At 67.5% G+C, this 18,508-nt stretch carries 20 protein-coding genes; 11 read left to right on the top strand and 9 right to left on the bottom strand.

What is annotated here, in order from left to right; genetic code table 11:
* Nucleotides 1-25 precede the first annotated feature (25 nt).
* From nthA to OCH7691_RS17510, 4 genes are all read left to right on the top strand, one after another.
* Nucleotides 26-673, top strand: a complete 648-nt coding sequence (gene nthA, locus OCH7691_RS17525) for a nitrile hydratase subunit alpha (RefSeq protein ID WP_085884876.1) — start codon at nucleotides 26-28, stop codon at nucleotides 671-673.
* Nucleotides 670-1,335, top strand: a complete 666-nt coding sequence (gene nthB, locus OCH7691_RS17520; RefSeq protein ID WP_085884875.1) for a nitrile hydratase subunit beta — start codon at nucleotides 670-672, stop codon at nucleotides 1,333-1,335. Before nthA ends, nthB begins: the two co-directional genes overlap by 4 nt.
* Nucleotides 1,328-1,687 carry a nitrile hydratase accessory protein gene (locus OCH7691_RS17515; RefSeq protein ID WP_217808120.1) on the top strand — a complete coding sequence of 120 codons (360 nt, stop codon included), beginning with the start codon at nucleotides 1,328-1,330 and terminating at the stop codon, nucleotides 1,685-1,687. Before nthB ends, OCH7691_RS17515 begins: the two co-directional genes overlap by 8 nt.
* Nucleotides 1,688-1,799: 112 nt before the next feature.
* Nucleotides 1,800-1,997 carry a hypothetical protein gene (locus OCH7691_RS17510; RefSeq protein WP_085884873.1) on the top strand — a complete coding sequence of 66 codons (198 nt, stop codon included), beginning with the start codon at nucleotides 1,800-1,802 and terminating at the stop codon, nucleotides 1,995-1,997.
* A 3-nt stretch (nucleotides 1,998-2,000) separates the two neighbouring features.
* On the opposite strand, the gene OCH7691_RS17505 is transcribed toward OCH7691_RS17510, so the two are convergent.
* Nucleotides 2,001-2,270, bottom strand: a complete 270-nt coding sequence (locus OCH7691_RS17505) for a sulfurtransferase TusA family protein (RefSeq protein WP_085884872.1) — start codon at nucleotides 2,268-2,270, stop codon at nucleotides 2,001-2,003.
* A 193-nt stretch (nucleotides 2,271-2,463) separates the two neighbouring features.
* Entirely contained in the window at nucleotides 2,464-2,604 is a 141-nt protein-coding gene (locus OCH7691_RS23380) for a hypothetical protein (protein WP_176245141.1), read from the bottom strand.
* A gap of 24 nt (nucleotides 2,605-2,628) precedes the next feature.
* Between OCH7691_RS23380 and OCH7691_RS23010 the strand changes: the two genes are divergently transcribed.
* The 3 genes from OCH7691_RS23010 (at nucleotide 2,629) to OCH7691_RS17490 (ending at nucleotide 5,353) form a co-directional block, all read left to right on the top strand.
* Nucleotides 2,629-2,868: a hypothetical protein gene (locus tag OCH7691_RS23010; protein ID WP_139839763.1), complete on the top strand. Its 240-nt coding sequence runs from the start codon at nucleotides 2,629-2,631 to the stop codon at nucleotides 2,866-2,868.
* A gap of 204 nt (nucleotides 2,869-3,072) precedes the next feature.
* Nucleotides 3,073-3,948: an EamA family transporter gene (locus OCH7691_RS17495; protein WP_085884870.1), complete on the top strand. Its 876-nt coding sequence runs from the start codon at nucleotides 3,073-3,075 to the stop codon at nucleotides 3,946-3,948.
* A gap of 133 nt (nucleotides 3,949-4,081) precedes the next feature.
* Nucleotides 4,082-5,353, top strand: a complete 1,272-nt coding sequence (locus OCH7691_RS17490; RefSeq protein ID WP_217808119.1) for a hypothetical protein — start codon at nucleotides 4,082-4,084, stop codon at nucleotides 5,351-5,353.
* Between the two features lie 3 nt (nucleotides 5,354-5,356).
* Here the strand turns inward: OCH7691_RS17490 and OCH7691_RS17485 are convergent, their stop codons facing one another.
* From OCH7691_RS17485 to OCH7691_RS17460, 6 genes are read right to left on the bottom strand one after another with little or no spacing between them, the layout of a single operon-like run.
* Nucleotides 5,357-6,613 carry a class I SAM-dependent RNA methyltransferase gene (locus tag OCH7691_RS17485; protein ID WP_085884868.1) on the bottom strand — a complete coding sequence of 419 codons (1,257 nt, stop codon included), beginning with the start codon at nucleotides 6,611-6,613 and terminating at the stop codon, nucleotides 5,357-5,359.
* Nucleotides 6,610-7,368, bottom strand: a complete 759-nt coding sequence (locus OCH7691_RS17480) for a TlyA family RNA methyltransferase (RefSeq protein WP_217808118.1) — start codon at nucleotides 7,366-7,368, stop codon at nucleotides 6,610-6,612. The genes OCH7691_RS17485 and OCH7691_RS17480 overlap by 4 nt, the downstream gene beginning before the upstream one ends.
* Nucleotides 7,369-7,405: 37 nt before the next feature.
* Nucleotides 7,406-9,319, bottom strand: coding sequence for a 1-deoxy-D-xylulose-5-phosphate synthase (gene dxs, locus OCH7691_RS17475; RefSeq protein WP_085884867.1), 1,914 nt, complete (start codon nucleotides 9,317-9,319; stop codon nucleotides 7,406-7,408).
* Nucleotides 9,320-9,338: 19 nt separating this feature from the next.
* The gene (locus OCH7691_RS17470) at nucleotides 9,339-10,235 is read right to left on the bottom strand and encodes a polyprenyl synthetase family protein (protein WP_085884866.1); all 897 of its coding nucleotides are present in this window, start codon (nucleotides 10,233-10,235) and stop codon (nucleotides 9,339-9,341) included.
* Nucleotides 10,236-10,251: 16 nt separating this feature from the next.
* Complete coding sequence (locus tag OCH7691_RS17465; RefSeq protein WP_085884865.1) at nucleotides 10,252-10,509, bottom strand: exodeoxyribonuclease VII small subunit; 258 nt, start codon at nucleotides 10,507-10,509, stop codon at nucleotides 10,252-10,254.
* A 28-nt stretch (nucleotides 10,510-10,537) separates the two neighbouring features.
* On the bottom strand, nucleotides 10,538-11,452 hold the full coding sequence (locus tag OCH7691_RS17460; protein WP_085884864.1) for a histone deacetylase family protein: 915 nt from the start codon (nucleotides 11,450-11,452) through the stop codon (nucleotides 10,538-10,540).
* A 183-nt stretch (nucleotides 11,453-11,635) separates the two neighbouring features.
* Between OCH7691_RS17460 and OCH7691_RS17455 the strand changes: the two genes are divergently transcribed.
* Together OCH7691_RS17455 and OCH7691_RS17450 are read left to right on the top strand one after the other, a co-directional pair.
* Nucleotides 11,636-12,751, top strand: a complete 1,116-nt coding sequence (locus OCH7691_RS17455; RefSeq protein ID WP_085884863.1) for an efflux RND transporter periplasmic adaptor subunit — start codon at nucleotides 11,636-11,638, stop codon at nucleotides 12,749-12,751.
* Nucleotides 12,752-12,754: 3 nt separating this feature from the next.
* Nucleotides 12,755-15,928, top strand: coding sequence for an efflux RND transporter permease subunit (locus OCH7691_RS17450; protein WP_085884862.1), 3,174 nt, complete (start codon nucleotides 12,755-12,757; stop codon nucleotides 15,926-15,928).
* 7 nt (nucleotides 15,929-15,935) lie between these two features.
* Here the strand turns inward: OCH7691_RS17450 and OCH7691_RS17445 are convergent, their stop codons facing one another.
* Entirely contained in the window at nucleotides 15,936-16,370 is a 435-nt protein-coding gene (locus OCH7691_RS17445; RefSeq protein WP_085884861.1) for a MarR family winged helix-turn-helix transcriptional regulator, read from the bottom strand.
* Between the two features lie 129 nt (nucleotides 16,371-16,499).
* Here OCH7691_RS17445 and OCH7691_RS17440 point away from each other — a divergent pair, with 129 nt between their 5' ends.
* Both OCH7691_RS17440 and OCH7691_RS17435 read left to right on the top strand, forming a co-directional pair.
* Nucleotides 16,500-17,291 carry an alpha/beta fold hydrolase gene (locus tag OCH7691_RS17440; RefSeq protein WP_085884860.1) on the top strand — a complete coding sequence of 264 codons (792 nt, stop codon included), beginning with the start codon at nucleotides 16,500-16,502 and terminating at the stop codon, nucleotides 17,289-17,291.
* A complete protein-coding gene (locus OCH7691_RS17435) occupies nucleotides 17,282-18,505 on the top strand; it encodes an acyl-CoA dehydrogenase family protein (RefSeq protein ID WP_085884859.1) in 1,224 nt (407 codons plus the stop codon). Before OCH7691_RS17440 ends, OCH7691_RS17435 begins: the two co-directional genes overlap by 10 nt.
* The last annotated feature ends 3 nt before the right edge of the window (nucleotides 18,506-18,508 follow it).

Genomic DNA, 18,508 nt, shown 5'->3' with positions numbered 1-18,508 from the left:
TCGATGATTGTGCGGGAGTGGGAAGATGGCCGGTCATGACGATCACGGGCATGATCACGACACCCATGACGACGGACACGATCACATACCGTCCGAGGTCGTTCTGCGGGTCAAGGCGCTGGAATCGCTTCTGATCGAGAAGGGACTCGTCGATCCGGCCGCGCTCGACGCGCTGATCGACACGTATGAGAACCGCATCGGACCGCGAAACGGGGCCGCTGTGGTCGCCAGGGCCTGGACCGATCCGGCCTACAGGGAACGCCTGCTGGCCGACGGTTCGGCCGCGATTGCCGAGTTCGGCTATACCGGTCGCCAGGGTGAGGACATGGTCGTGGTCGAGAACTCGGCGACCGTCCACAATCTCGTCGTCTGCACGCTATGCTCCTGTTATCCGTGGCCGGTGCTCGGGTTGCCGCCGGCCTGGTACAAGTCGCAGGCTTACCGCTCGCGGGCGGTCATCGATCCGCGCGGCGTTCTGGCCGACTTTGGCCTCGTTCTCGACGACGATGTCGAGATCCGCGTCTGGGACAGCACCGCCGAGCTCCGCTACCTGGTCCTGCCCGAACGGCCCGCCGGCAGCGAGCATCTGGACGAGGCCGCGCTTGCCGCGCTCGTCGGGCGCGACGCCATGATCGGCGTCGCGAAGGTCAGCCTGCCGGGAGCAGGCGCATGAACGGTCTGCATGACATGGGGGGCATGGACGGTTTCGGCCCGGTCGTCCCGGAGCGCGATGAGCCGATCTTTCATGCCGAGTGGGAGCGGCGGGCCTTCGCCCTGGTTCTCGCCATGGCGCCGCACGGGAAATGGACGCTGGACGGCGCCCGTTTCGCCCGCGAGAAGCTCAGCCCGGCGGATCAGCTCAACAAGACCTACTACGAACGCTGGCTCGAGGCTTGTGTGGACCTGATGCTCGAGACCGGCCTGCTCAGCCGTCACGAGATCGAGACCGGCAAGCCCGACCCGGCTTTGCCCAGGGCGACCCCGGCGCTGACCGGGGAAGCGGTGCTGCCGGCGCTGATGCGCGGCAGCTCGGCGCGTGTCGATGCCGACATCGCGCCGCGATTCGCCGTCGGCCAGCGGGTTCGGGCCAGGAACACGCATCCGACCGGACACACCCGTCTGCCGCGTTATGCACGCGGACGGGAGGGGGTTGTCTCGATCGACCACGGTGTCTTCATCCTCCCCGATACGAACGCCGTCATGGCCGGCCAGTCGCCGCAACATGTCTATGCGGTGCGGTTTTCCGCCAACGAGCTCTGGGGCGGCAGGGGCAATGCCCGGGATTGTGTCCTGGTCGATCTCTGGGACGAGTATCTGGAGCCGGTCGGTGACTGATCCGAACTTCCGGGCGGCCGCCGAGGCTGTCCTGCCCGGTGACGAGGCGGGCCCCGTATTCCGGGAACCCTGGCAGGCGCAGGCCTTCGCGATGGCGGTCGCCTTGTCCGCCGCGGGTCATTTCAGCTGGGCCGACTGGGCAGCGACGCTCAGCCGGAAACTCGCCGGGCAGACGGCCGAAGCAGACGCGGACGGCGGCGGATACTACCGGGCCTGGCTGGCAGCGCTCGAGGAACTGACCGATGGCCGGGGCCTTACCAGTCCGGATGAACGGTCGTCGCGACAGGAAAGCTGGGCCGAGGCGTACCGCACGACACCGCACGGTTCCCCGGTCAACCTGCCGTCCGATTGACCTGGCGCCGGCCTCCGGCCGCGCCTCGGAGCGACCGATTCCGCAAATCGTGGTTGACGCCTGCGTCGCGTCGGCAGACCATATGCGAGATCTCTAATAGGAGAGGTGTCCCATGCGGAAACTGCTGACGATCTCACTCACGGGCCTGGCGCTGGCCGGGATGTCGCTGCTCGCGGCGCCGGCAATGGCGGGATGCGCGGGCAAGTCCCATGTCACGGCCTCGACAGCAGAGACCCCGGTCGTCGTCCTTCCCGATCTGAAGACGGCGTCCGCAGACCGGACGGGCAGCGGGACGAAGACGCCGAACTGAGGCTCACCGCTTGCCGGCCGTGGCCTCTCCGCGACGTATCACGTAGGTGAAGATACCCGCCGATTCCGTCTGCGAGACGAGTTCGTTGCCGGACACGTCGCAAAAGTGGCGGAAATCGATGACCGAGGCGGGATCGGTCGCGATGATCGTGAGGATGTTTCCCGGGGCGACGTCGCGAAGCGCTTTTCTCGCCTTCAGGACCGGCAGCGGGCAGGCGAGCCCGGAAGTGTCGAGGACGGCCCCTTCGGCCGCGAGCCGGTTCGTCTCAGGCATTGCCGTGCGCCTCGCGATTCCTGTCCAAGGCGACGTCGACGGGACCGCGACAGCGAATGGTCCTGTGTTCGACGATCATGGCCAGCCTCCTCCAAGATGCAACGACGGCACTATAGATCACGCACCGCCGGTTCGGATCAATGGTCTGCGGGAGATTGCTTTGCGCCTGGAAGGGGCGGACGCCGATGACGGTTCAATCGTCGTTGGCGACGTCGGTTCGCCGACGCCGTTCGCTGACTGCCTCGTCATGCTGCCTGTTGTCGTGCACGACCGGGACCAGTCCCCGGGCGACGTCGAAGCGTCCTTGTGACACGGCCTGCTCGATCGCCAGCATCAACTTGTCGCTGAGTCGCCTTGTATGGCGTTCCGTCTGGCAGCGAAGACGCAGATACCGTCGGACCCGAAGCCAGAAAATGGCCTCTTCGGTGCGTCCGCGCGCCAGCATGTCGACAAGGATATCGGCGGCGGCGCGCTCGGCCCCGTCGCCATGGGCAGCAAGAAGTTTCTCAGCCTGAGCTGTTTCCGCTTCACTGTAGGGTTTGTCCATATCGGCAACCGGAACGTGCGAGTACGAAGAGACGAGCCTTTCTATCTGTGAAAACTAGGTGATATCAATTGATTTCAGAATCAAGTCATCTGTTTCATAAATCGAAATCACTGTTGGATTGAATTTGTTCAAAATTGGATCGTTTTTATATTATGAATATTAGCTGACGATTGGCGAAAAGACAGTCCACCTGTCGTTCGAGGATCTGACAAATTTCTGCCGATCCGCACGCTTCCGAGCGTTATTGTCGGCGCCATGGACGGTTCGCTTCTGGCGCTCTCGCTTGTATCGGCATTTGCTTTCGCGCTTGCCCTCGTGCTGACCCAGTTCGGGCTGCGCGGCGTCGGCCCGGCGACCGGGGCGTCGATCAGCATCCCGACCACTGCCGGATTGTTCCTGGTGCTTGCGCCCGTCCTCGTCGATCCGGCCGGGTGGAACCGCCACAGCGCGCTTCTCTTCGCCTTCGCCGGGCTCGTCTTCCCGGTCTCGGTGACATTGCTGACCTTCGCCGCGAACCGGCTTATCGGCCCGGATCTTACCGGTTCGCTCGGGAACCTGACGCCGCTCTTCGCGGTTGCCTTCGCGATCATCCTGGTCGGCGAGGCCCCGAGCGCCGGGCAGTTCGCCGGCATCGCGACGATCTGCCTCGGCATCGCGTTGCTCTTCCGCGGGCGCGGGCGGGACGGATCGACCGTCCCGCGCTGGGCCTATCTCCTGCCGCTCGCGGCCGCTCTCGTTCGCGGGCTTGTGCAGCCGGTGGTGAAGTTCGGCCTGATCGCATGGCCGGATCCGATCGCGGCGGCGACGATCGGCTACCTCGTCTCGGCCCTTGTGGTGCTGTCCATTGCCGCGATGCGCCGGCGTGAACCGCCCGCTGCCGGGAACTCGGCCGGTCGCCGGGGGCGGTTCTGGTTCGCCGCGGTCGGGATCTGCAACGGTGCGGCGGTCCTGGCGCTTTATGCCGCGCTCGCCCGCGGCCCGGTCACGCTGGTCGCGCCGATCGTCGCATGCTATCCGCTGGCGACCCTTGCCCTCAACCGGATCCTGCGCGGCGATCGCTCGCTCGCGCCATCGGCGGCACTCGGGGTCGGACTGTCCGTTGCCGGTGTCGCGCTGCTGCTTGTCGCCTGACCGGCCTTGCCGGGCCGGAAAGCAACAATTTAAGCCTTCCTTTACGCGGTTCGGCGCAGAATTCCTCCGTTCGGCGCCCTGTTCCGTCGCCGACCCGACCGACCGATGGCAAGGACAAATCGCTGCGATGGCGATGGCACCCTATACAAGCACCGCGACGCTTTTCCGCCGGGATGCCGGCGGCGGCGTATCCCTGGGTACGCGCACGGCCCGCAAGGTCCGGCACCACGAAATCGGGGAGCTTGCCGGTCTCCTCAAGCACATGGGCGAAACCCAGGCCCGGGCGGTCGACGCCCTGCTGGCCGGCAGTATCCAGGTGCTCGGGCTCGACGAGGTGCGCGAACGCTATGCTGCCGACTGGGCGCGGCTGGAGGCCCGCATCGGCGAGATCGTCGAGACCTTCATCGCCAGTCGCCTTGGCAAGCAGGATCTTCTGATTCCGCTCGGCACGCAGCAATTCGCCATCGTCTTCGCCGAACTGAGCCGTGACGAGGCGCGCGCCCAGGCCCGCAAGATCGCCGGGCAACTGGCCAACCATCTGTTCGGGCAGGTTCCGCACGGCGAGCTGATCTCGGTCGAGGGGCTTGCCATGACCCTGGACGAGTTGGAGGGGCTCGACGAGGTAACGAGCGTCGAAGACCTCGTGCGCTGCTTCAAGGCGGCACAGGACCGCCAGCGCGGTCGCGAGGTCGAGGCCATCGAGGCCGCGCAGTCACAACTGGGGTTCCGCTTCTGGCCGACGGTCAACGTCTCGAAGCGGATGATCTCGATATACGAATGCGCCGCAACCCGCGACGGACCCGACGGTGCCTCTATGCTGGCGCCGGATGACCCGGTGATCCCGGCCTCGGGCGACGGCCGGAGCGAATTCGACCTGCTGGTCCTGCAGGAGGCCGGAACGCATCTCGGCTCACTCGGCGGTCTGATGCACAAGGCGCTCCTGATGGTGCCGGTGCATTTCGAGACGCTGGCCGCGCGCTATCATCGCACAGCCTATGTCGAGGCGCTGAAGGAACTGCCGGGCGCCGGCGAGCGTCGCCTGATCCTGAAAATCGAGGGCTTGCCGGACGGCACGCCGAATACCCGGTTGCGGCAGATCGTGACCAGCATCAAGCCGCTGGTCATGGGCACGGTCTGGCAGGTCGAACCCGACTTCGCGCATTTCCAGGCCCTGGAAGGGCTGCATGCGCTGGGCATCGCCCTAGACGGCCGCCGTGTGGCCAGGCTGGAGCGTCTCGAGAAGCTTGTGGCAACGGCCTCCCGGGCCGGGCTGCGTCCCTTCCTCGGCGCGATCGGCACGACGGATGCCGCGACCACCGCATGCCGCCTCGGCTTCCGCTATCTGAATGGCAGGGCCTTGGCGCCGATGCTCCACAGGCCCGGCCCGGCTTGCCGGCTGGCCTGAACCTCAGCCGCGCCTGAGAAGGGCTGCCGCCTCCAGGTGCGGCGACCAGAGGAACTGGTCGACCAGCAGCAGCCGCTCGATCCTGTAGCCGCCATCGGCGAGCAGACGCAGATCGCGGGCGAAGGTGCCCGGATTGCAGGACACCGCGACAACCCGGTCGACGCTGGATTCGGCCAGCATGCGTGCCTGTGCCTCGGCCCCGGCGCGAGGCGGGTCGAACAGCACGCCGTCGAAACGCTTCAACTCCGCCGGCATCAGCGGGCGGCGGAACAGGTCGCGCGCTTCCGTCGTGACCGGCCGGCTTGCCCCGCCTGCCGCCTGGGCGAGGGCGCGAAGCGCCGCCTGGTCGGTCTCGACCGCGTGGACGCGGGCCTCGCGCGCCAGCGGCAGCGAGAAAGTGCCGAGACCACTGAACAGGTCGGCAATCATGCGCGAGCCCGCCAGCGATTCGACGGCAAAGCGGCTCAGCACCGCCTCGCTCGCCCCGGTGGCCTGCAGGAAGGTACCGGGCGGCACGATGACGGGGATGCCGTCGAAGCGGATCTCAGGCGGTCGCCGGAGCAGCGCGATTTCGGCCGGGCCTCCCTCGCGATCGGCCAGCGCGACGCGGGCGATGTCCTGGGCTTCGGCGAAGCCGGCCAGCTTTTCGCGGGCGGCGAGATCCGGGGCATAGGGCAATGCCAGTACCATCTCCGTGCCGTTGTCGAGCCGGCTGACCTCGATGCGCGCCGTTCCGCCGGGGCGGAGCAGGGTCTCCAGCAGGGCCCGGAGCGGTTGGGCCAGTGCCACCAGGGCCGGGTCGAGGACCGGGCATTCGTCGATGTCGACGACATGGTGGCCGCGCCGGCGGTGATAGCCGAGCGCCACTCCGCGGGCATGCCGGAAGGCGCTGAACGCGGTCCGCCGCCGGGTGCCCGGTTCACTCGCCGCCGCTTCCTCCAGCGCCGGCGCGTCGAGCCCGCGATGGCCGAGCGCGTCGGTAAGCCACTGCCGCTTGAGCGCGCGATAGGTCTCGCCATCGACATGCTGCAGGGCACAGCCGCCGCAATTGCCGAAATGGCGGCAGGCGGGTTCCACCCGGTGCGGCCCGGGCGTGACGAGGCGCTCGACCAGCCCCTCGTGGCCACCGCCCCTGCGGGCGCCGGGGCGGACGATGACGCGGTCGCCGGGCGCGGCGAAGGGCACGAACCAGCGCCCCCCGTCCTGTTCGGCAAGGCCGTCGCCGCCCTGTCCGATCCCGGATATGACGAGTTCCGTCATGGCTTGTCGCTCGCTTTCAGTTCGGCGGCGATGAGAAATTCCCGGTTCCCGTCGCCGCCGGCGATCGGGCTGTCGGTGATGCCGAGCACATGCCAGCCCGCCTGGCCGCCAAGCCAGTCGCGGACCGCCTCGCAGACCGCGTCGTGGCGGGCCGGATCGCGCACCACGCCGTGACGGTCGCGGGCGTCGGGGCCGGCCTCGAACTGCGGCTTGATGAGTGCCACCAGGAACGCCGCCGGAACGGCGAGCGCGAGCGCCGGCGGCAGCACCTTGGCGAGGCCGATGAAGCTCGCGTCGCAGGTAACCACGTCGACCGCCTCGGGCACCTGTGCCGGCCCGAGGTCGCGGGCATTGACGCCTTCCAGTGTGACGATGCGCGGATCGGCACGCAGGGCCGGGACGAGCTGGCCGTGACCGACATCGACGGCGTAGACGCGGCGCGCGCCGCCTTCCAGCAGGACCTGGCAGAAACCGCCGGTCGAGGCGCCGATGTCGAGGGCCACGCGGCCGGCCGGGTCGAGCCGGAAATGGGCCAGGCCGTGCCTGAGCTTGAGCGCCGCCCGGCTGACCCAGCGGTCATCGTCGCTGGGCCGGATATCGAGCGCGCAGTCGGGCGAGGGGCGAAGATTGGCTTTCTCCGCCGTTCGTCCGTCGACCCGCACGCGGCCTGCCGCGATCATCGCCTGGGCGCGGACACGGCTGGGGGCGAGGCCGCGGGCGACCAGCAGCAGGTCGAGGCGTTCGCGTTCGCTCACCGCGCTTCCTCCCGGTTATCGCGCAGCGGCTCCCCGGTCAGGCGCTGGCCGGACGGCGGTCGGCGGCGATATCGAGCGCGGCGAGCGCCGCATCGACGATCTGCGGCGCGTTCAGTCCGGCGATGTCATACATCGTCTGCGGCTTGTCCTGGTCGATGAAGCGATCGGGCAGGCAGAGCGGACGGATCTTCAGGCCGTGATCGAGCAGCCCGTTGACGGCAAGGAACTGAAGCACGTGGCTCGCGAAGCCGCCGACGGCGCCTTCCTCGATGGTGATCAGGACCTCGTGGTTGGCGGCGAGTCGGCGGACGAGATCCTCGTCCAGCGGCTTGCAGAAGCGGGCATCCGCGACGGTGGTGCTGAAGCCACGCGAGGCCAGTTCGTCGGCCGCCTTCAGGCTCTCGCCTAGACGCGCGCCGAAGGACAGGATGGCGACCTTGCTGCCTTCACGAAGGACGCGACCCTTGCCGAGTTCGAGGACCTCGCCACGTTCCGGCATGGTCACGCCGAGGCCCTCGCCGCGCGGATAGCGGAAGGCGGATGGCCGGTCATCGATGGCAATCGCGGTCGCCGTCATATGCTTCAGTTCCGCCTCGTCCGCCGCCGCCATGACGACGAAGCCGGGCAGGGTCGCCAGGTAGGCGATGTCGAACGATCCCGCGTGCGTCGGGCCGTCGGCGCCGACCAGTCCGGCGCGGTCAATGGCGAAGCGGACCGGCAGGCTCTGGATCGCGACGTCGTGGACGACCTGGTCGTAGGCCCGCTGCAGGAAGGTCGAGTAGATCGCCGCGACCGGCTTGAACCCCTCGGACGCGAGGCCGGCGGCGAAGGTCACCGCATGCTGCTCGGCGATTCCGACATCGAAGCAGCGCTCCGGAAAACGCTTCTGGAACTTGTTGAGTCCGGTCCCCGACGGCATGGCGGCAGTGACCGCGACGACCTTGTCGTCGGCTTCCGCCTCCTGGATCAGGGCCTCGGCGAAGACATTGGTGTAGCTCGGCCGGTTGCTGGTCGATTTTGCCTGGGCGCCGGTGATCACGTCGAAGCGGGAAACGCCGTGATACTTGTCGGCGGCTTCCTCGGCCGGCGGATAGCCCTTGCCCTTCTGGGTCACGCAATGGACGAGGATCGGCCCGTCGTCGGCGTCGCGGACGTTCCGCAGTACCGGCAGGAGGTGGTCCAGGTTGTGGCCGTCGATCGGTCCGACATAGTAGAAGCCGAATTCCTCGAACAGCGTCCCGCCGGTGACCAGGCCGCGGGCATATTCCTCGGCCCGTTTGGCGGTCCGCTCGAGCGTGTCGGGGAAACGGCCGGCGAGGGCCTTGGCGATCTGGCGGAGGCTCATGTAGGAGCGTCCCGAGAGCAGCCGTGACAGATAGGCGCTCATCGCGCCGACCGGTGGCGCGATCGACATGTCGTTGTCGTTGAGGACGACGATCAGCCTCGAGCCGAGGGCGCCAGCGTTGTTCATCGCCTCGTAGGCCATGCCGGCGCTCATCGCGCCGTCGCCGATCACGCAGATCACGTTGTTGTCGCCGCCGGCCAGGTCGCGGGCGACCGCCATGCCGAGCCCGGCGGAAATTGAGGTCGAGGAATGCGCCGCGCCGAACGGATCGTAGGCGCTTTCCGCCCGCTTGGTGAAGCCGGACAGGCCGCCGCCCTGGCGCAACGTGCGGATGCGGTCGCGCCGCCCGGTCAGGATCTTGTGCGGGTAGCACTGATGGCCGACATCCCAGATCACCCGGTCCGCCGGCGTGTTGAAGACATGGTGTATCGCCACGGTCAGCTCGACGACGCCAAGCCCCGCGCCGAGATGGCCACCGGTCGTCGAGACCGCGTCGATGGTCTCCTGGCGCAATTCGTCGGCAAGCCGACGCAGTTCCTCCTGCGACATGCCGCGCATGTCGGCAGGGAGGTGAACACGGTCCAGTGTCGGTGTCTTGCTCGTCATCGATCTATCCACGCAACCTTCAAACGCGCCGCCTGACGGCGAACTCGGCGACTTCCTTCAGAAGCGCCGCACGCGGACCCCAGTGGTCGACCTCGGAGGCGGCCCGCTCGGCCAGGGCGCGGGCACGCCGGCGCGCCTCGTCAGGGCCCAGCAACGCCACGTAGGTCGCCTTGCCGAGTGCCGCATCCTTGCCGACGGCCTTGCCGAGTTCGGCGGCATCGCCCTCGGTATCGAGTAGATCATCGGCGATCTGGAAGGCCAATCCGAGGGCCTCCGCATAAGACCCGAGCCGTTCGAGCTGATCGTTGACACCGGCGAGCACGGCGCCCGCCTCGCAGGCAAAACGGATCAACGCACCAGTCTTCAGGCTTTGTAACCGATTAATGGCGGCGATGTCGAGGCGCGCCTCGGCGGCCGCGAGGTCAAGCGCCTGGCCCCCCACCATGCCGCGCGGCCCGGCCGCGAGCGCCAGCCGGCGAACCAGGTCGGCCCGGACCGCGCCATCCGGATGGGTTGCCGGATCGGCGAGGATGTCGAATGCCCGGGTCAGCAGTCCGTCGCCGGCGAGCACCGCGGTCGCCTCGTCGAACTGCCGGTGCACGGTCGGCTGGCCGCGCCTGAGATCATCGTCGTCCATGCAGGGCAGGTCGTCGTGGACCAGCGAATAGGTGTGCACGAACTCGAGCGCCGCGGCGACCCGAAGCGCGCGCGGGCGCGGCACCTCGAACAGGTCGGCCACGGTGACCACGAGGAAAGGCCGCAGCCGCTTGCCGCCGGCGAGCACCGCGTAGCGCATCGCCTCGGTGACCCGCGACGGGGCCTCGGAATCGTCGCCGAGCAAGGCCGTCATTTCCGCCTCGACCGCCGCCGCGACCGCGCCGAGGGCGGCCGGGAAATCCAGACCGTCGGTTACCATGCTCACCGGCTTGCCGTCAGGCGGGATCGAAGGGTTCGGTGCGGGCCGGGGTATTCTCGCCGGTGCCAGCAACGATCTTCTCGACCCGTTCCTCGGCCGCGTTCAGCCGTTCCTGGCAATGCTTGCGCAGCGCCGTGCCGCGGGCATAGGCCTCGATGGAATCCTCGAGCGGAATGTCGCCGCGTTCGAGATCGCGCACGATCGTCTCGAGTTCGGCGAGCGCTGCCTCGAAGCTCATCGAGGCAATCGGGTTCTGCGCGTTCTCGGTCATCATCTTCTCCGATTGGCGGACGCGGTGGGTGTCACGCGGCCATCAGGGCGCGGACATGGGCGGCGCCGGCCGACGCGAGGGCGCCGAGATCGTAGCCGCCTTCGAGGGTCGAGACGATCCGGCCGTCCGATATCGTCATCAGCTGTTCGGTGATCCAGCGGTAGTCATCGTCTTCATAGTTCAGGTTGGCAAGCGGATCGTTCACATGCGCATCGAAACCCGCCGAAATCATGACCAGATCCGGGCGAAACAGGTCGAGTTCGGGCAATACCCGCTCCTCCATCCGGGCGCGGAAGGCGGCCCCGTCGGCGAAGGGCGGCAGGCAGACGTTGACGAGCGGACCCTTGCCGAGGTCCTGCTCGCGACCGGTCCCCGGATAGAGCGGCCACTGGTGGCAGGACGCGAAGAAGGTCTGCGGGTCGTCGAGAAAGGCGGCCTGCGTGCCGTTGCCGTGATGGACGTCGAAATCGACGATGGCGATCTTGGCGATGCCATGCTGCGCACGCGCGTGGGCCGCGCCGACCGCAACGTTGTTGAACAGGCAGAAGCCCATCGCCTGGTGCGGCTCGGCATGATGGCCGGGCGGGCGAACGGCGCAGAATGCATTCGTGACCTCGCCGGCGAGCACCGCGTCGACCGCTGCGCAGACCGCGCCGGCGGCGCGCAGCGCGGCGCTCAGGCTGCCGGGCGACATGACGGTATCGGGGTCCAGGTAGATCGTGCCCCGTTCCGGCGCCCTTGCGATCAGGGTGTCGAGATAGGCGTCGTCATGGACGCGGGCGAGCTGTTCCCGGGTCGCCAGCGGCGCCTCCCGGCGCAGCAGATCGGGAAAGGCCTCCTCGTCGAGCGCATGCAGGATCGCCCGCAGGCGATCGGGTCGCTCGGGGTGGCCGTCCCCGGTATCGTGGTAGAGACAGTCGGTATGGGAAATCAGCAGCGTGGTCATGACAGGCCCGTGAATACGACCCCCAACGTCTATCGCAATTTCACGAAAGCGTCACCAGTCGCGGCCCCGAATGGCAACGTGCCGGGTTTGCTGAGGGCCAAACAGTGCTAGTTTGTCGCGCGAAAGGGTTGGCGCGACCATGTCCGATCATGGGCCCCTGTTCCGCGTCATGAACGACACGCGATGAAAGTCGGTTACCAGATCGGGATTCTTGCCGTGCTCGCGGGCGCCGCCTGGGCGGGTTGGGAGTATCGGGAATCGCTGCCGTTCTTCCAGACCGAAACGGTGCCCGACCGTCGTGGCGCGCCGCGTGCCGTGCAGGTTGACGCGGCGACGGCCCGGGCCGGCACGATCGCGCTGGTCGCCGAGGCGATCGGTACGGCGCGGGCCAATGAATCGATCGTGCTGACGTCGAAGGTCACCGGCAAGGTGGTCGGCTTCGGTTTCCAGGAGGGCCAGTTCGTCAAGAAGGGGACGCTGCTGCTCGAACTCGACGCCACCGAACTGGAGGCTGAGGTCGAGGAGTCGCGCGCCAACCTGCGCTATATCGAGCAGGGCCTGAAACGGGCGCAGCAACTGCTGAAGACCCGGAACGTGCCGCAGGCCCGCGTCGACGAACTGCTGGCCGAGCAGCGGGCCGGGGAGGCCGGCGTCGCAGCCGACGCCGCCCGCCTTGCCGATTACCGCATCCTGGCACCGTTCTCCGGCACCATCGGGCTTCGCGAGGTCTCGATCGGCGCGCTGGTGCGACCGGGCGACACGGTCACCACGCTGGACGACCTGTCGCGGATCAAGATCGACTTCCAGGTTCCGGAACGGCTGCTCGCCCATCTCCGGCCCGGCCTCGGCGTCGCGGCATTGTCGGACGCCTACGAGGGGCGCAGTTTCGATGGTGTCGTCGACATCGTCGACAACCGGGTCGACCCGGTGACGCGGACCGTGCGCGTCCGTGCGACACTCGACAACAAGGAGGGGTTGCTCAGGCCCGGCATGTTCATGAGCATCCGCATGACCTTGGGCGCGAAAGAGAACGGCGTCCTTGTCCCCGAGCAGGCGATCGTCGTCAGTGCGACCGGCCAGCGCGTCTTCGTCATCCGCGAGGGCAAGGCCTACCGGGTACCGGTCGAGCTCGGCCAGCGCAGCGAGGGCACGGTGGAGATCCTGAGCGGCGTCGCGGCCGGCGACGTGGTCGTCACCGGCGGCGTCCAGAAGCTGCGCGACGGCGCCCCGGTCGAGATACGGGATGCTGCCGGCAGCTCGGACCGGAAAGGCGGGTCTCCGCCCGCCGCGGAAGGCTGAGCGATGTTCCTCCCCGACCTCTCGATCCGGCGCCCCGTCCTCGCCTTCGTGATGTCGGCGATCCTGGTGATTTTCGGGATCTTTTCCTATCGCGATCTCTCGGTCCGGGAATATCCGGATATCGACGCGCCGATCGTCTCGGTGACGACGCAGTACCGTGGCGCCTCGGCGACGATCATCGAGAGCCAGGTAACCCAGGTGATCGAGGATTCGGTCTCGGGCATCAACGGTGTCCGGCGGATCACCTCGCAGAGCCGCGAGGAGTCCTCCTCCGTCTCGATCGAGTTCACGCTCGAGCGTGATATCGAGGACGCCGCCAACGACGTGCGCGCGGCGGTCTCGCGGGTCACCGGCAATCTGCCCGATGAGGCCGATCCGCCGCAGATCAGCAAGACCGACTCCGACGCCCGGCCGATCCTCTGGCTCGGTCTCAGCAGTGCCCGCCTGAACGGGCTGGAACTGACCGATTATGCCGAACGCTTCCTGGTCGATCGCTTCACCACGGTGCCCGGCGTCGCCAACGTCCGGATCGGCGGCGAACGGCGCTACTCGATGCGGGTCTGGCTGAACCGGCTGGCGATGGCGGCGCGCGAGATCACGGTTCAGGACGTGGAAAGAGCCGTTCGTGCCCAGAATGTGCAGATCCCGGCCGGCCGGGTCGAGATGCAGCAGCGCGAGCTTTCGGTCAAGACCCGTTCCGACCTGACCTCCGCCCAGGATTTTGCCGCTATCGTGGTCGCGCAGGGGCCGGACTACCTGGTCCGCCTGGGTGACATCGCCCATGTCGAGGTCGGCCCGGAACAGGACCGCGTCAGCCTCAAGGCGGACGGCGAACCGACCATCGGCCTCGGCATCGTCCGCCAGTCCAAGGGCAACACGCTGGCCGTCGCGAACGCGGTCAAGGAACTGGTCGAGGAAATCCGCCCGTCGCTGCCGGACGGGGTCTCGCTCGCGGTTTCCTACGACCAGTCGATCTTCATCGAGCGTTCGATCCAGGAAGTCTTCATCGCGCTCGGCATCGCCATGACGCTGGTCGTCAGCGTGATCTTCCTGTTCCTCCGCTCGGCCCGGGCGACGATCATCCCTGCGGTGGCCATACCGGTCTCGATCATCGCCACGGTCACCGTTCTCGCGGCGCTCGACTATTCGGTCAACGTGCTGACCCTGCTGGCGCTGGTGCTGGCGATCGGCCTCGTCGTCGACGATGCGATCGTGGTGCTGGAGAATGTCCATCGGCGGATCGAGCTTGGCGAGCCGCCGCTGCTCGCCGCGAGCCGCGGCACCCGGCAGGTCGGCTTCGCGGTGATCGCGACGACCATCGTGCTGATCTCGGTGTTCCTGCCGCTTTCCTTCCTCGAGGGCAATACCGGCCGGCTGTTCCGCGAATTCGGCGTCGCGGTCGCCACGGCGGTCCTGTTCTCGAGCTTCGTCGCGCTTTCGCTGACGCCGATGCTCTGTTCGAAGCTGCTCAGGCCGGCGAAATCGGAAGGAATCTTCTATCGCACCACGGAAAGCCTGTTCCAGGGGCTGGCCCGCGGCTATCGCTGGCTGCTGCGCGGGGCGCTTGCGGCGCCGCTGGTGATCGTGGCGCTGGCAGTGATCGTCTCCGGCGTCGCCTATTTCATTTTCGAGAAGCTGCCGAAGGAGCATGCGCCGCTGGAGGATCGGGGCGTCTTCTTCATCTCGGTCTCGGCGCCGAACGGCAGTTCGTTCGAATTCACCCGGCGCTATGCGGACGAGATCGCGGCGCTGCTGCAGCCCTACCAGGACGAGGGGCTGATGCCCCGGATCTTCTATATCCTCGGCAGTGCGAGCCGGCCCGGACCGGTCGATTCGGCCTTCTTCTTCGTCCGTCTCTCCGACTGGGCGGAACGGCCCCGTTCGCAGCAGTCGGTGGTCAGCGAGCTGTTTCCGAAGCTGCTCGCCATTCCGGGCGTGCGGGCCTTCGCGATCAACCCGCCGAGCCTCGGCCTGAGAAGCTGGGGGGCACCACTCGAGATCGTTGTCGGCGGGCCGTCATACGAAGCGCTCAAGGAATGGACCGACCGGATCGTGCAGCGCGCGGAGGACGAGAACCCGCGCCTGCTCAATGTCGACACCGACTTCTCGGAAAGCCAGCCGCAGCTCCATGTCAATGTCGACCGCAACCGGGCCGCCGATCTCGGGATCTCGATCGAGGCCATCGGCCGGACCCTCGAGACGATGCTCGGCGGCCGCCTGGTCACGACCTTCGAGGAGGGCGGCAAGCTTTACAACGTGGTGTTGCGGGCGCGGCCGGAGGACCGCGTGACCCCGGACGATCTCTCGAACATCTACGTGCGTTCGGAGCGGACCGGGATGAACGTCCCGCTCGGCAACCTGCTGCGCTTCGAGGAGGCGGCCGGCGCCTCGGTCCTGAACCGAGTCGACCGGCTCCGCTCGATCACCGTTTCGGCGTCGCTTGCCGATGGCTACACGCTCGACGAGGCGCTCCGCTACATGGAGGGGCTGGCGGCCGAGGAACTGCCGGCCGAGGCTCGCGTTTCCTACGGCGGCGTCAGCCGGGAATTCAAGGAATCGAGCTCGGCGCTGCTGTTCACCTTCGCGATCGCGCTGCTGATCGTTTTCCTGGCGCTGGCAGCACAGTTCGAAAGCTTCATCCATCCGCTCATCATCATGGTCTCGGTCCCGCTCGCGGTAACCGGGGCGCTCGGTTCGCTGGCCATCGGGGGGCTCTCGCTCAACGTCTACAGCCAGATCGGCATCGTCATGCTGATCGGGCTGACCGCGAAGAACGCGATCCTCATCGTCGAATTCGCGAACCAGCTTCGCGACGAGGGGCTGAGCGTTTACGAGGCCGTGCTCGAGGCCTCGGTGATCCGGCTCCGACCCATCCTGATGACGACGATCTCGACCGCGCTGGGCGCCCTGCCGCTCGCCATCGCGACCGGGGCGGGCGCCGAAAGCCGCGAGGCGATCGGCGTCGTCATCGTCGGCGGCGTCAGCTTCTCGACCGTGCTGTCGCTGTTCGTGGTGCCGGTGTTCTACCTGATCTTTGCCCATTTCACGAAGCCGGCGGGCATCATCCAGCGGCGCCTGCATGAGCTCGAAGCCCGGCATCGGCTGCGTCCCGAGGACGAGACGCCGCCCGCGACGGAAGCCGCGAAGCCGGCAACGAGGCCCGGGCCGGCGGAATAGGGAAGGCTCAGGCGGGCGGTTCGGCGCGCCGGATCAGCCGCTTCAGGATACGCTTCAACTGCGCTTTCTCGACCTCGGTATAATCGCCGAGCAGGCCATCTTCATGTCGGCGCGCGGCGGCGACGAAGCGGGTCGCCGTCGTGCGGCCCCGCTCGGTCACCGCGACCCGGACCTTGCGGCCGTCCGCGTCGTCGCCGATCCGCTTGACCAGGCCGTCGCGCTCCATGCGGTTGATGAGCTTGGTCAGGGTCGGTTGCTGCGACAGGGTGAAGGCGGCAAGCTCGCCGATCGACAGGCCGTTCCGGTCGTGCAACGTGGCGAGCACGCGCCATTCCGCGACGGACAGCCCGGCCGCCTTGATCTCGGCGTGAAATTCCGCGCTCGTGTCGTGACTGGCGCTGGCCAGCAGGTAGAGCAGATAGTCGTCGACGAAGCTGCCCATTCAGTTCTTCCGTTCCGTTTCATGATTACATGACTTTTCATGTAAATTGGCCGGTGCTAGGCTGCCTGTCAAAGCAAGATTGACGCCCGCGGCACGAACGCGGCGCGGCGCGGAGGAAAGGCGGGGCGGATGGCGGAAGACGGCAGCTATATCGAAGCGGGCAGGGGGCAGACGACCCTCGTCTTCCTGCACGGCATCGGTGGAAACGCGGACGCCTGGACGCGGCAACTGGACTGGCTTGCCCGAACCGGGCGCGCCCGTGGCCTCGCATGGAACCTGCCGGGCTATGGCGGCACGCCCCTGGTCGATCCATACAACTGGGCCGGACTCGCGGCCGCCCTCAACGCCTTCATCAACCGGCACGGCGTCGAGAGGCCGGTGCTGGTCGGCCATTCAATGGGCGGGATGCTGGCCCAGGAATATGCCTGCCGTTACCCTGCCGGGCCCGGCGCACTCGTTCTCTCGGCGACGACCAGTTCGTTCGGCCGCCCGGACGGCGACTGGCAGCAGGCCTTTGTCGCCGATCGGCTGAAGCCGTTGGAAGCAGGGCAGGGCATGGCCGCGCTGGCGAAGGCTCTGGTGCCCGCGATGCTCGGCCGGGATCCCAATCCGGACGGCGTTGCCAGCGCGCTCTCGGCGATGGGGCGGGTGCCGGAAGAGACATACCGTCACGCGCTCCGCAATCTTGTCACCTTCAACCGCCGTGACGAACTGCATGCGATCTCGGTCCCGACGCTGCTGATCGCCGGCGAAGAGGACCGGACCGCGCCGGCCGAGGTCATGCGCCGGATGGCCGAGCGGATCGCCGGCGCCGATTTCGTCCTGCTGCCGAAAGCGGGACATCTCGCCAACATGGAACAACCGGGCGCGTTCAACGACGCGCTCGACGGCTTTCTCGGAAACCTGGAGGCATGCCGGTGAACCACGATCTCACGTCGCGACAGCAGGAGCTGCTGGACCTTGTCGATCGGCTCGGGCGCGAGAAATTCGCGCCGCGCCGCGCCGAATACGATCGCACGGCGAGCTTCCCGTTCGAGAATTACGACGATCTCCGCGAGAACGGTCTGCTCGGGCTCTGTATCCCGGAAGCCTACGGTGGCCTCGGCGCCGATTTCGAGACCTACTGCCTGGTCTCGCAGCAGATCGCGCGTTATTGCGGACCAACCGCGCTGACCTTCAACATGCATAGCTGCGCGATGATGTGGTCGGGCCGGCTGGCCGACGATCTGCCGATGGATACCGAGCAGCTCGACCGGCACGAACGCCGGCGGAGCGAGCATTTCGCCCGCGTGATCGAGCAGGGCGCGATTTACGCCCAACCCTTTTCCGAGGGCTCGGCGGCCGCCGCGGGCCATGCCCCGTTCGGCACCACCGCTCGGAAGGTCGACGGCGGCTGGCTGATGAACGGTCGCAAGATCTTCGCTTCCCTCTCGGGCGCCGCGGATTACTACGGCATTCTCTGTACCGAGGACGTGCCGGGCCAGAAGCCGGATATGCGCGACACGCTCTATCTGGCCGTTCCGAAGGAGGCCGATGGTCTCGAGATCAACGGCGACTGGGATCCGCTCGGCATGCGGGCGACGGTCTCGCGCAACCTGATCATGAAGGATGTCTTCGTCGCCGACAACATGCAGCTCATGCCGCGCGGGATCTATTTCCAGGCGGCGTCGGCCTGGCCGCACATGTTTTTCACGCTGGCACCGACCTACATGGGCATCGCCGAGGCGGCCTATGCCTTCACCGTCTCCTACCTGCGCGGCGAGGCCCCGGGGACGCCGCCGGTCAAGCGACGGATGTTCCCGACGAAACAGATCACGACGGCGGAGATGTATATCAAGCTGGAGCAGATGCGGGCGCTCTTCCGCCGGGTCATCGGTGAGGCGAAATACAAGCCCTCGAAGGAGGAACGGCTGCGCACCTACGCCGCCCAGTTCACCATCATGGAGGGCGCCAACGACATGTGCCGGCTCGGCATCCGGACCTGCGGCGGGCAGTCGATGCTGAAGTCCCTGCCGCTGGAACAGCTTTACCGGGACAGCCGCTGCGGCAGCCTGATGCTGCCCTGGACGGCGGAACTCTGCCTCGACCGGCTCGGGCGGGAGACCCTCTACGAGGCCGGCGAACGTGACGACTGAGCG

Source organism: Oceanibacterium hippocampi, from assembly GCF_900172325.1.
GTDB lineage: Bacteria > Pseudomonadota > Alphaproteobacteria > Sneathiellales > Sneathiellaceae > Oceanibacterium > Oceanibacterium hippocampi.
This window is presented reverse-complemented; position numbering and strand designations above follow the sequence as displayed.

What these genes read in the sequence shown, in the direction of transcription:
- OCH7691_RS17455 (WP_085884863.1), top strand. Translation starts at nt 11,636, where the DNA reads ATGAAAGTCGGTTACCAGATCGGGATTCTTGCCGTGCTCGCGGGCGCC.
- OCH7691_RS17445 (WP_085884861.1), bottom strand. Translation starts at nt 16,370, where the DNA reads ATGGGCAGCTTCGTCGACGACTATCTGCTCTACCTGCTGGCCAGCGCC.
- OCH7691_RS17495 (WP_085884870.1), top strand. Translation starts at nt 3,073, where the DNA reads ATGGACGGTTCGCTTCTGGCGCTCTCGCTTGTATCGGCATTTGCTTTC.
- OCH7691_RS17470 (WP_085884866.1), bottom strand. Translation starts at nt 10,235, where the DNA reads ATGGTAACCGACGGTCTGGATTTCCCGGCCGCCCTCGGCGCGGTCGCG.
- nthA (WP_085884876.1), top strand. Translation starts at nt 26, where the DNA reads ATGGCCGGTCATGACGATCACGGGCATGATCACGACACCCATGACGAC.
- OCH7691_RS17465 (WP_085884865.1), bottom strand. Translation starts at nt 10,509, where the DNA reads ATGATGACCGAGAACGCGCAGAACCCGATTGCCTCGATGAGCTTCGAG.
- OCH7691_RS17510 (WP_085884873.1), top strand. Translation starts at nt 1,800, where the DNA reads ATGCGGAAACTGCTGACGATCTCACTCACGGGCCTGGCGCTGGCCGGG.
- nthB (WP_085884875.1), top strand. Translation starts at nt 670, where the DNA reads ATGAACGGTCTGCATGACATGGGGGGCATGGACGGTTTCGGCCCGGTC.
- OCH7691_RS17435 (WP_085884859.1), top strand. Translation starts at nt 17,282, where the DNA reads ATGCCGGTGAACCACGATCTCACGTCGCGACAGCAGGAGCTGCTGGAC.
- OCH7691_RS17460 (WP_085884864.1), bottom strand. Translation starts at nt 11,452, where the DNA reads ATGACCACGCTGCTGATTTCCCATACCGACTGTCTCTACCACGATACC.
- OCH7691_RS17450 (WP_085884862.1), top strand. Translation starts at nt 12,755, where the DNA reads ATGTTCCTCCCCGACCTCTCGATCCGGCGCCCCGTCCTCGCCTTCGTG.
- OCH7691_RS17490 (WP_217808119.1), top strand. Translation starts at nt 4,082, where the DNA reads ATGGCACCCTATACAAGCACCGCGACGCTTTTCCGCCGGGATGCCGGC.
- OCH7691_RS17505 (WP_085884872.1), bottom strand. Translation starts at nt 2,270, where the DNA reads ATGCCTGAGACGAACCGGCTCGCGGCCGAAGGGGCCGTCCTCGACACT.
- OCH7691_RS23380 (WP_176245141.1), bottom strand. Translation starts at nt 2,604, where the DNA reads ATGCTGGCGATCGAGCAGGCCGTGTCACAAGGACGCTTCGACGTCGCC.
- dxs (WP_085884867.1), bottom strand. Translation starts at nt 9,319, where the DNA reads ATGACGAGCAAGACACCGACACTGGACCGTGTTCACCTCCCTGCCGAC.
- OCH7691_RS17485 (WP_085884868.1), bottom strand. Translation starts at nt 6,613, where the DNA reads ATGACGGAACTCGTCATATCCGGGATCGGACAGGGCGGCGACGGCCTT.
- OCH7691_RS17440 (WP_085884860.1), top strand. Translation starts at nt 16,500, where the DNA reads ATGGCGGAAGACGGCAGCTATATCGAAGCGGGCAGGGGGCAGACGACC.
- OCH7691_RS23010 (WP_139839763.1), top strand. Translation starts at nt 2,629, where the DNA reads ATGGCGTTCCGTCTGGCAGCGAAGACGCAGATACCGTCGGACCCGAAG.